Source organism: Halomonas sp. GFAJ-1 (assembly GCF_000236625.2).
Lineage (GTDB): Bacteria > Pseudomonadota > Gammaproteobacteria > Pseudomonadales > Halomonadaceae > Vreelandella.
In genome coordinates, this window is record NZ_AHBC01000069.1 from 1 (window position 1) to 10764 (window position 10764).

General features: G+C 52.6%; 10 protein-coding genes. 5 read left to right on the forward strand and 5 right to left on the reverse strand.

Annotated elements, in window-relative coordinates; genetic code table 11:
• Positions 1-337: 337 nt before the first annotated feature.
• From MOY_RS16030 to MOY_RS16045, 4 genes are all read right to left on the reverse strand, one after another.
• Positions 338-2143: an acyl-CoA dehydrogenase C-terminal domain-containing protein gene (locus tag MOY_RS16030; protein WP_009101903.1), complete on the reverse strand. Its 1806-nt coding sequence runs from the start codon at positions 2141-2143 to the stop codon at positions 338-340.
• Between the two features lie 249 nt (positions 2144-2392).
• Positions 2393-3160, reverse strand: coding sequence for an SDR family NAD(P)-dependent oxidoreductase (locus MOY_RS16035; RefSeq protein ID WP_009101905.1), 768 nt, complete (start codon positions 3158-3160; stop codon positions 2393-2395).
• Positions 3161-3177: 17 nt separating this feature from the next.
• A complete protein-coding gene (locus MOY_RS16040; RefSeq protein WP_009101908.1) occupies positions 3178-4848 on the reverse strand; it encodes an AMP-binding protein in 1671 nt (556 codons plus the stop codon).
• A 220-nt stretch (positions 4849-5068) separates the two neighbouring features.
• Positions 5069-5632: a TetR/AcrR family transcriptional regulator gene (locus tag MOY_RS16045; RefSeq protein ID WP_035540972.1), complete on the reverse strand. Its 564-nt coding sequence runs from the start codon at positions 5630-5632 to the stop codon at positions 5069-5071.
• A gap of 143 nt (positions 5633-5775) precedes the next feature.
• On the opposite strand from MOY_RS16045, the gene MOY_RS16050 reads away from it, so the two are divergent.
• From MOY_RS16050 to MOY_RS16070, 5 genes are all read left to right on the forward strand, one after another.
• Entirely contained in the window at positions 5776-6963 is a 1188-nt protein-coding gene (locus tag MOY_RS16050; protein ID WP_009101913.1) for an acetyl-CoA C-acyltransferase, read from the forward strand.
• Positions 6964-7076: 113 nt separating this feature from the next.
• On the forward strand, positions 7077-7883 hold the full coding sequence (locus tag MOY_RS16055; RefSeq protein WP_035540975.1) for a universal stress protein: 807 nt from the start codon (positions 7077-7079) through the stop codon (positions 7881-7883).
• Between the two features lie 177 nt (positions 7884-8060).
• Positions 8061-8780 carry an arsenical resistance protein ArsH gene (gene arsH, locus MOY_RS16060; RefSeq protein ID WP_009101917.1) on the forward strand — a complete coding sequence of 240 codons (720 nt, stop codon included), beginning with the start codon at positions 8061-8063 and terminating at the stop codon, positions 8778-8780.
• Between the two features lie 15 nt (positions 8781-8795).
• Positions 8796-9863 carry an ACR3 family arsenite efflux transporter gene (gene arsB, locus MOY_RS16065; protein ID WP_035540978.1) on the forward strand — a complete coding sequence of 356 codons (1068 nt, stop codon included), beginning with the start codon at positions 8796-8798 and terminating at the stop codon, positions 9861-9863.
• A 15-nt stretch (positions 9864-9878) separates the two neighbouring features.
• Complete coding sequence (locus MOY_RS16070; RefSeq protein ID WP_009101922.1) at positions 9879-10538, forward strand: NADPH-dependent FMN reductase; 660 nt, start codon at positions 9879-9881, stop codon at positions 10536-10538.
• Between the two features lie 63 nt (positions 10539-10601).
• On the opposite strand, the gene MOY_RS17075 is transcribed toward MOY_RS16070, so the two are convergent.
• On the reverse strand, positions 10602-10764 hold a 163-nt coding region (locus MOY_RS17075; RefSeq protein ID WP_009101924.1), incomplete at its 5' end, for an IS5 family transposase.

The window sequence follows — 10764 nt, forward strand, 5'->3', positions numbered from 1 at the left end:
CGAGGCGAGCCATACAACCGCTCTAACCTACTGACAAACCGAAGGTTTTCACCTTCATTCACCGCTGGTAACGCTTGGCGTCCCCGGCAGCGGATGCGTACTTTACGGATTCGCCGCCGTCTTGGCAAGGGCTTTTAGAAAATAAGCTGAAATAAAAAAGCGGCAGACAATATTCAAGAACGACGCTTAAGAACGACGCTCAAAAACAATGCCTACCGCAAACCACCGATCAGAACGCCTGACCAGAGAGTGCTCAGTTACCGATGTAAATGTTTGCCTACTCAAAGCAGCCCACAAAACACCGGCTGATAAACGTTAAATTGGCCCAAGGAAACCGCTAAATTTCAAAGCCCAGGCCAAAGTCATTACTGGAGATAGCCATTAAACTGCCCGCACCTGATTGAATCATCTGCGCATGGGCTTTAGTGCGCGGCAACAGACGCTGGTAGTAGAAGCGTGCGGTACTCATCTTTGCCGCGTAAAACGCTTTGTCTTCACCCTCTAAAGAAGAGGAGGCTGTTTTAGCGGCAAGGGCAAACAGGTAGGCCAATGTGACATAGCCTGAGTACATCAGGTAATCAACGCTTGCTGCGCCTACTTCCTCACGATCCTGCATCGCCTTCATGCCCACGCCCATCGTCAGCTCGCCCCACTCGGCATTTAGCTTGGCTAACGGCTCGACAAACTCTTTAAGGGCCGGATTGTCCGCCTCGGTCTTGCAGAACTTATGAATCTCTTTGGTGAACACTTTAAGCGTCTCACCCTGACTCATCAGCACTTTACGACCCAGCAGATCCAATGCCTGAATACCCGTGGTACCTTCATAGAGGCGTGTAATGCGGGCATCGCGCACTAGCTGCTCCATGCCCCACTCTTTAATGAAGCCGTGACCACCAAATACCTGGACGCCCTCATTAGTGCACTCAAAACCAACTTCAGTGAGGAAGGCTTTAACAATAGGAGTTAATAGACCCAGCAACGTCTCGGCACGATCACGCTCTTCACCCGGCTGCCCATGCTCAACGGTATCGAGCATTTGCGCGGTGTAGAGCACCAGCATACGTCCGCCCTCAGAAAAGGCTTTCTGGGTAAGGAGCATGCGACGCACATCGGGATGCACGATAATCGGGTCTGCTGCTTTTTCTGGCGCCTTAGCACCAGACAACGCACGCATTTGCAGGCGATCGCGAGCGTAGCTTAGTGAGTTCTGGAAACTGGCCTCCATCAGACCTAGCCCCTGGATCCCCACCCCAAGACGAGCAGCGTTCATCATGGTGAACATGCACGCCAGGCCTTTATTAGGCGGCCCCACTAAGTAGCCGATGGCGCTATCAAAGTTCATGACACAGGTAGCGTTACCGTGAATACCCATTTTGTGCTCAAGGGAGCCGCAGCTGACACCGTTGCGCTCACCAGGATTATTCTGAGCATCGGGAAGGAACTTCGGTACCACAAACAGAGAAATGCCTTTTGAACCTTCGGGTGCGTCAGGAAGCTTAGCCAGCACAAGGTGGACAATGTTTTCAGCTAGGTTGTGATCACCAGCTGATATAAAAATTTTAGTGCCGGTAATTGTGTAGGCATCGTTATCAGCGGGGACAGCACGCGTTTTGATTAGCCCAAGGTCGGTACCGCAGTGCGGCTCGGTAAGGCACATAGTGCCTGTCCAGACACCTTCCACAAGCTTGGTTAGGTACGTTGCTTTTTGCTCATCCGTACCGTGGTGCCTAAGAGCATCAGCGGCACCGTGAGAAAGCCCTGGATACATACCCCATGCCAAATTAGTGGCACAAATCATTTCAGAGAGCATCATAGCCAACGAGTGGGGCAAGCCTTGGCCACCCTGCTCTGGATCAGCCGCTAAGCTAGGCCAGCCGCCTTCTACGTACTGCTGATAAGCCTCTTTAAAACCGTTGGGCGCTTTAACTTCGCCACCCTCTAACAAGCACCCCTCTTCATCACCACTTTGGTTAAGCGGTAATAGCACCTCACGGGCAAAGCGCGCACCCTCTTCCAAAATAGCATTCACTACATCCGGAGAGGCATCATCACCGTTTTTCAGTGCTGCATAATGGGCGGGGTAATCAAACATTTCGTCTGCAACGAAACGTATATCACGCAGGGGTGCCTGATAGCTGGGCATATCACTTCTCCTAAACAAGGGGGTTGAAAGCAACTTGAAACCTTAATAACAACAAGCCTCAAAAACCGCTTTCAAACACATGTTTGAAAGTTAGCGCGCGCGCCCCACATAGTCAAGCGGTCGTTTGAATTTAACCCCTAAACCCCCTACAACTTTGGTAGCACCATATTTAACCGGTTGATAATAAAAAAGAAAAGCCTGCCAACAGAGCGCTGGCAGGCTTTAAAACGGCTTAAGAACCGATAAAAACTATTGCATGCGTATACCACCGTCTAACCGAATAACCTCCCCATTCAGCATCGGGTTGGTGATGATCTGCTCGGCAAGCTGAGCAAATTCGTCAGGTTTACCTAACCGTTTGGGGAAAGGCACCGCCGCTGCCAACGATTTTGCTGCTTCTTCAGGGATTTCACTCATCATCGGTGTTTCAAAAACACCCGGCGCAATTGCCATCACCCGTATAGCGTGGCGCGAAAGCTCTCTTGCCGCAGGTAGGCTCATCCCTACTACGCCCGCTTTAGAAGCACTATACGCACACTGACCCACCTGGCCATCAAACGCGGCTACGGAAGCTGTATTAATAATAACACCGCGCTCACCGCTCTCATTGGGCGTGTTTTGAGCCATAGCGGCCGCAGCCAATCGCATTACGTTAAACGTACCCACCAAATTAATATTGATGGTTTTCGCATAGTCTTCTAGATTTGCAGGGTTTCCTTCTCGGTCAACCAGCTTGGCCACGCTTACGACGCCAGCGCAGTGAATAACACCCGAAAGCCCGCTTTCGCCGCCTAGCGCCACTGCTTCGTCTACCGCCTTCTGCATCTGGTCAGCAGACGTAATGTCAGCCAAACAAGCCTTGGCCCCTTTGCCTAGTCGCTCAGCATGGGCATTAACACTATCACTTAAATCACACAGCACGACGCTTGCCCCAGCGGCCACCAGACGCTCCGCAGTGGCTGACCCAAGGCCGGACGCCGCCCCGGTAATTAAAAACGTACGATCCTTTACCTGCATTACGCATTTCCTTCTAATTATTTATCGGCCTGCGTTTGCTCAGCAGCCTGAGCACGAAGTTTAAAGCGCTGAATTTTGCCGCTGGGTGTTTTAGGTAGCTCATCGACAAACTCGATCACCCGGGGAAAGGCGTGGGTCGATAACCGATCACGCACTTGCTGTCGAATCTCCTCGGCTAGGGAGTCACTCGCCTCATACCCCTCACGCAGCACGATAAAAGACTTAATCACCTCACCGCGGATTTCATCAGGCTGCCCAACCGCCGCTGACTCAGCCACTGCAGGGTGGGTCATCACGCTGTTTTCCACATCCGTGGGGCCAACCCGATATCCAGCGGTGGTAATGATGTCGTCATCGCGCCCCGCGAACTGAAACGAGCCGTCTTCATTACGGATAACGACATCCCCCGTCAGGTAGTAACCGTTCACAAAGGGATCTTTTTCTTGCCAGGTGTAACCCTGAAAGAAGTGCGCCGGTGAGTTTGCGATATCGACCGCTAGCACCCCCGGCTCACCCGCGGGGAGCTCGTTATATTCAGCGTCTAAAATGGCCAGCCGGTAGCCCGGCATTGGCACGCCCATCGCCCCTACATGCTTGGGATGATCAAGGGAGTGGTGGTTATTACAGGTCATACCGGTTTCGGTTTGACCATAATGATCCATCACCGGGCAACCTAAGGACTTTTCAACCCAGGTGACGACTTCGGTATTAAGAGGCTCACCGGCAGAGCTAGCCGCGCGAAGCTCCAGCGTCTCATGAGCATTATCAAACAGTCCTGATGCTTTCATTAGGCGGTAAGCGGTAGGTGCAGCCGCAAAGTTGGTAATATGGTGGCGCTTCATAAACGCCAAGGCTCCCTCCGCACTGAAGCCCGCCTCGCAGAAATGCGTAGTAACACCTAGCAGTAACGGTCCGGCAATGGCGTAGTAAAGCCCGTATGCCCAGCCGGGGTCTGCCATATTCCAAAAACGGTCGTCTTCGCGAAGGTCAACGGCAAGCTCCATATACAGAGCAAAGGCCGTCATACCCGAAAGCGGCACCGCCACGCCCTTTGGCTTGCCCACCGTGCCCGAGGTAAACATCTGCAGAAAAGGTTTTTCAGGAGCAAGTCGAGGCGGCTTATCGCTCATTGACGTATGCGTCAACGCAGTCTGCCAATCATGGTCATTAGCGTGCTCATTGGTGGCCCCGCCCACGGCTAGCACAGGTGGACGCTGGCTTAGCCCATCAAACTTATAGCGGTTAACGTGATCAGTAATCACCAGCTTGGTATCGGCACGGCCCAAGCGGTAATCCACCGCATCAGGGCCAAATGCGGTAAACAGCGGCTGATAGACCGCACCGATTCTCCATGTAGCTAGCACTGCCACAAGCAGAGCCCCAGAGCGCGGTAGCATACACGCGATACGATCGCCCTCACCCAACCCCTGAGAGAGAAACCACCCAGCAAGCTTACTACTCTGCTCATCTAGCTCTGCATAGCTTAGCGTGTGCGTGCGCCCGTGAGTGTCCTCGTGAACAAGGGCTAAGACGTCTCCTCGCCCGGCGCGCACGTGCCGCCCACAGCAGGCTTCAAAGGCATTAAAATGACCATCTTGCTGGTCATCTAGCCTGGCAATCATGTCATCGACCGAAAAGCTTTCCAGGAATGTCGAGTATGTTGGTAATGAGGCTGATGGTGCTGTCATGGTGGCTCTCTTATGTTGTTAGTCGTGAGCAGTTGTTCGCAAACAGACAGGCCAGGGTTCCAGTTTTACGCGTTATTATTGTCCGTTTACGTTAACGGAAACCTTGCAATTAAACTAACGCTAAAAGCATTTGCGCAGGAGCGCAAGCAATCAGCGTCGTAAACAGGTTAGACGTTGGTCGACTGGAAGTGTATTAATCGCCGTTTATGCGTTTTACCGCTTAACGCGCCGTAATCATCGCGACCAATTCATCCGCTAAATCATCGGGTGTACGCGGGCCGGCAGGGTCGTACCAGCGCACCGTCCAGTTCAGCGCTCCTAAAATAAACCGAGAAACAAAGAAGCGGTCGCCATGGATAAGCCCCACTGCTAGCGCTTCGTCAATCACTTCAACCCATAGCTCCTCATAGGCATCACGCAGATGGCTCAAATGTGCCCGTGAATCAGCGTCTAAGCGCCGCCACTCAAATAACGCCACAACGTGTGCATTACGGTCAGCAAAAAGCGTTTCCAAATGGGCCCTTGCCATGGCATGTAAGCGCGCCTCGGGGTCATCCTCGCACTGCTTAAGGGCCGCTTTAGCGATGATTAACGCATTTTGCGTTCCCTCTTCTATCACCGCGGCGAGGATTTCTTGCTTATCCTTAAAATGATGAAACAGGCTGCCAGACTTGATACCCATTTCTTGTGCCAGCATACGCACCGTAGTGCGATCAAAGCCCTCTTGGACGAATAGCTGAGCCGCTAAACGTGTCAATTCCTTGCGGCGGGGAGATGCATTCATTACATTCATGTCACTCACACTAGCGCTTGCTTGGTTAGTGGGGAGAAGACCACAGCCCCGCTAATGGGTCAACGCACCGCTTAGCACTTAGTTAATTATTCAAATGCAAGACAACCATAATAATGCTGTTAGGAGATGAACAAATGAGCAATGCCACCGAGGTTGTATTTTTATCTGCTACCCGCACACCCATGGGCGGCATGATGGGTAGCCTATCAAGTATGACGGCCCCAGAGCTTGCGGCAGTGGCGATACGAGCCGCCATAGAACGAGCAGGCATCGAAGCATCCGCTATCGAAGAGGGCATCATGGGGTGTGTACTGCCCGCCGGTGTAAAACAAGGGCCAGCCCGCCAAGCCATGCGACAGGCCGGCATTCCCGACGCTAATGGCGCAACCACTATCAATAAACTATGTGGTTCTGGCATGAAAGCCACCATGCTAGCCCACGATTTGATCAAAGCGGGCACCGGAGAAGTGCTTCTAGCAGGCGGCATGGAGTCCATGTCCAACGCCCCCCACGTACTTACTAAAGCGCGTGGCGGTTACCGTTTAGGGCATGGCGAACTAAAAGATCACATGTTCCTGGATGGCCTAGAAGATGCCGAAACCGGCAAATTGATGGGCGTTTTCGCCCAGGATGTGGCAACTGAGCGCGGCTACACCCGCGAACGGTTAGATGATTTCGCGATTGCCTCTCTTGAACGTGCAATGGACGCCACCAACAGTGGCCACTTAAATGCCGAAATGGCACCGGTCACAGTAACCACCCGCCAAGGTGAAACGCTGGTCGAGCATGACGAACAGCCCTTCCAAGCCAAGCTGGATAAAATCCGCCAGCTGCGCCCAGCGTTTGCCAAAGACGGCACCATTACTGCCGCCAACGCCAGCTCAATTTCCGACGGCGCATCAGCCCTTATTTTGGCCAGCCACGAAGCCGCTAAGCGCCATGGCGTGAAGCCGCTGGCTAAAATGCTCGGCCATACCACCCACTCCCGCCACCCAAGCGAATTTACCATTGCGCCAGTAGGGGCGATTGAAAAGCTGATGAAAAAGCTTGGCTGGGGCGTTAACGACGTTGATCTCTTTGAGATTAACGAAGCATTCGCGGTCGTTACGCTGATGGCCATGGATGACCTTGGTTTGCCTCACGATAAAGTAAATGTGTTTGGAGGCGCTTGCGCCCAGGGGCATCCGATTGGCTCAACAGGTTCACGCGTGATTGCAACGCTTATCCACGCCCTACACACGAAGGGCGGCAAACGCGGCATTGCCAGCCTTTGCATTGGCGGTGGCGAAGCCACAGCGGTTGCTGTTGAGCTGATCGACTAAGCCCGTATGCGTGGTGCGCTACTCAGCGCGCCACGCTATCATTAAGTTAATGCCAGATATCGACGTTTCGTTCACTACTTGTTCACTACGGGTAAGCGGTATTAGGAGGCTATATGTTCCCTCATGTCATGATTGCCATGGACTTTTCACCCGCTTGGCCGCTTTTAGAACAACGCTTAATTCGCCTGCGCTCCAAAGGTGTTAAGCGCGTTAGTCTTGTTCATATTATTAGCCCCAAAAGTGCAACGCCCTCTACGGAGCAAAATATTGAACAACTTTACGCACAGCTACTTGTTCACGCCCAGCCGCTCAACGATTTAGGCCTGGACATCACGTATCATGTAGACGCTGGTAAGCCCAGCGAGCTGCTGGCGGACTACGCCGAACACCATGACGTGGACTTAATTCTCATTGGCTGCCAAGGACAAGGACGCTGGCAAGAAATGTTACTTGGCAGCACTGCACTTAACCTCGCCCACCTCACTCGCGTACCGCTATGGCTAGAGCCAGTCACTAACGTAAAGCATGGCAGCAGCTATACGACGGTCGTGCTCGCCACGGATATGTCTGCCGCAGCGAGTAAAGCCGAACGCCTTTTTCATAGTTTGGCACTCCACTTTCAGCATCGCGTTGCCATTATCGCTGAAAGTCTACTCGAAACCGATGGGTACGGATTTGAAGAGGCGCAGCTACACCTAACCGCTCTGGCAGCTCGCATCCCCAAACTTGATACCGTCATTGTTGCTGGCGAGTTTAAACAGGCCATCATTAACGAGGCCAACGCTTGGCATGCTGATCTCATTATCGTGGGTCAACAGGGTCATAGCCGGTTACGTGAACGTCTGCTAGGCAGCACCGCTAAGGCACTGCTAGAAGGCGCTGCTTGCCCCGTGATTCTGGTACCTTCCCAGCCTACTTAAGCATAACACTGCTACCCCCCAGCAATTGCGAGCCGCCTAGTCCTTTAGTGTTCCTAGCCACATAAGGCGCAGTCGACACGGCGGCTTGTTAATCGAGTCTTTTTGGTCGACTATCAATATATGGTAAATCATATATCATAGAGACTAATGAATACATTGGCCTAACTAGGAGCTTCTATGACTTTGCTAAATGATTTACCTAACGTAGCCCCCAACATCTTCACTGTGCCTAACCATGAAACGCTGATGCTTCCGCCTAGCGACCAGCCAGCACCAAAGATTTTGCTGCTTTACGGCTCTCTGCGTGAACGCTCTTTCAGCCGATTAGCCGTTGCAGAAGCCGCTAGACTACTCAATGCAATGGGAGCTGACACAACGATTTTTGACCCACGCGGTTTACCCTTGCCCGATGCGGAAGATGCAAGCCACCCTAAAGTGGATGAGCTGCGTACACTGGCGCAGTGGGCCGATGGCATGGTGTGGTGCTCACCTGAACGCCACGGCGCGATGACCGGCATTATGAAAGCACAAATTGACTGGATTCCTCTGGCACTAGGCGGCGTTCGCCCTACTCAGGGTAAAACCCTTGCCGTGATGCAAGTGTGCGGCGGCTCCCAGTCATTCAACACGGTAAATCAGCTGCGTATTTTAGGCCGCTGGATGCGCATGGTGACGATTCCCAACCAGTCGTCAGTGCCCAAAGCTTTTATGGAGTTCGACGACAACGGCCGAATGAAACCTTCGCCGTTTTATGACCGCATTGTGGATGTCATGGAAGAACTGGTGAAATTCACCCTGCTGGTTCGTGAGCGCAGTGATCTGCTAACCGACCGCTACTCTGAACGTAAAGAGAGCGCCGAAGACGTCTCCAAGCGCGTCAACCAACGCGCCATTTAATCAGGGAGTGATTTTATGACAACCCAGAACAACGCCTCCCCCTCTAGCGCCGATATGGGGCTATTTGAACGCTACCTTTCCATATGGGTAGCGATTGCCATTGTCGCTGGAATTGCACTTGGGCAGTTCGCCCCTGCCGTACCAGAGGTGCTATCACGGTTTGAGTATGCCCAGGTCTCTATACCCATTGCGGTATTAATCTGGGCGATGATTTTCCCCATGATGGCGCAGATTGACTTCAGTGCTATCGCAGGGGTACGCCGCCAGCCAAAAGGCCTGACCATTACCACCACGGTCAACTGGCTGATCAAGCCGTTTACGATGTTTGCGCTTGCATGGCTATTTTTCATGGTGATATTCAAGCCCTTCATTCCTGAAGAGCTGGCCAGCCAATATCTAGCGGGCGCCATACTTCTGGGGGCAGCGCCTTGTACAGCGATGGTATTTGTATGGAGCTACCTAACCCGAGGTGACGCGGCCTACACCCTTGTTCAAGTGGCGTTGAATGACTTGATTATGCTGTTTGCCTTTGCACCGCTGGTGGTTTTTTTACTCGGCATTTCGAACATCCAGGTACCTTGGGACACGGTTATTTTATCCGTGGTGCTGTACATCGTGATTCCGCTTGCGGCGGGCTATTTCACCCGTAAAACACTGATCGCGAAGTATGGCACTGAATGGTACGACAACGTGTTTATGAAACGTGTCGGCCCCATTACGCCGATTGGGTTGATTATCACGCTGGTGCTACTCTTCGCCTTCCAGGGCGAAGTGATTCTGAACAATCCGCTGCATATCGTATTGATCGCCATTCCGCTGATTATTCAAACGTTTTTAATCTTCTTTATCGCCTATGGCTGGGCCAAAGCGTGGCGCGTGCCGCATAACATCGCGGCCCCCGGCGCCATGATCGGTGCCAGCAACTTTTTTGAATTGGCGGTCGCAGCAGCCATTGCGCTGTTTGGCCTACAGTCAGGTGCCGCGCTCGCTACAGTCGTTGGTGTCCTCGTCGAAGTACCGCTGATGCTCGCGCTGGTGCGCATTGCTAACAAAACCCGCCAGCATTTTCCCGAAAACACATAACAAGGAGCGTTACCTATGGCGCATTATCTTATTTTTCTTGGCTCAACACGCACTTCTACGCCGCCTGCCCCTGCTCGCTTAGGCGAACGGGTAGCAAAAGCCTGTGAGCGTTTGCTCTCTTCACTGCCTGATACCACGGCAGAAATTATTGATCCGCTGACACTATCGCTACCCGCAGCATTCAAGCCGCATTTTGCCTATGCAAAAAAAGAGGTTCCCGATGACCTCGAAGCCCTTGCCGGCAAAATTGAACAAGCCGATGGCTACGTGATGATCAGCCCAGAATATAATCACTCCATGAGCCCGGCGCTGAGCCATTTACTAAATCATTTTGGCGCGTCCCTGTTTGCGTTTAAGCCCAGCGCCATCGTCACTTACTCCATGGGGCAATGGGGAGGCGCACGCGCTGCAGTGGGTATGCGCACCTTTCTATCGGAATTGGGTTGTTTACCCGTATCTGCAATGATCCATATCCCTAAAGCGCAAGAAGCGCTGAATGACGATGGGCAATTTGCTCAGGAACAGGAACGCTGGGAAAGTTATTTTGGCCGTACATTGGGGCAATTAACCTGGTGGGCAGACGCAGCCAAAGCGCACAAAGCCGAACAAGACCCCAAAACGCTATCACCAGCGTTTAAACAATCGCCTGCTCAGCGCAATGCCCCGCGGGACTAGTACGCTTAACAACGGCCTATTGGCAACTATAAATCCCAGTAGGCCTTAATAAACGCGCTCAGACTAGGTTTTGTACGAAAAGTTGGCTCGCAAGCAACGGTCGATGCACGCCACGAATACCATCGCCTTAAAGCTACTTGCCAGCTTTTCATAGCGTGTGGCGATCCGGCGACATTCTTTAAGCCAGCTAAAGCAGCGTTCTATCACATTCCGTTGCCGATATTTC

Bases quoted from the DNA above. Each gene is read 5' to 3' on its own strand.
- MOY_RS16055 (WP_035540975.1), top strand. From the start codon at position 7,077: ATGTTCCCTCATGTCATGATTGCCATGGACTTTTCACCCGCTTGGCCG.
- MOY_RS16045 (WP_035540972.1), bottom strand. From the start codon at position 5,632: ATGAATGCATCTCCCCGCCGCAAGGAATTGACACGTTTAGCGGCTCAG.
- MOY_RS16040 (WP_009101908.1), bottom strand. From the start codon at position 4,848: ATGACAGCACCATCAGCCTCATTACCAACATACTCGACATTCCTGGAA.
- MOY_RS16050 (WP_009101913.1), top strand. From the start codon at position 5,776: ATGAGCAATGCCACCGAGGTTGTATTTTTATCTGCTACCCGCACACCC.
- arsH (WP_009101917.1), top strand. From the start codon at position 8,061: ATGACTTTGCTAAATGATTTACCTAACGTAGCCCCCAACATCTTCACT.
- MOY_RS16070 (WP_009101922.1), top strand. From the start codon at position 9,879: ATGGCGCATTATCTTATTTTTCTTGGCTCAACACGCACTTCTACGCCG.
- MOY_RS16030 (WP_009101903.1), bottom strand. From the start codon at position 2,143: ATGCCCAGCTATCAGGCACCCCTGCGTGATATACGTTTCGTTGCAGAC.
- arsB (WP_035540978.1), top strand. From the start codon at position 8,796: ATGACAACCCAGAACAACGCCTCCCCCTCTAGCGCCGATATGGGGCTA.
- MOY_RS16035 (WP_009101905.1), bottom strand. From the start codon at position 3,160: ATGCAGGTAAAGGATCGTACGTTTTTAATTACCGGGGCGGCGTCCGGC.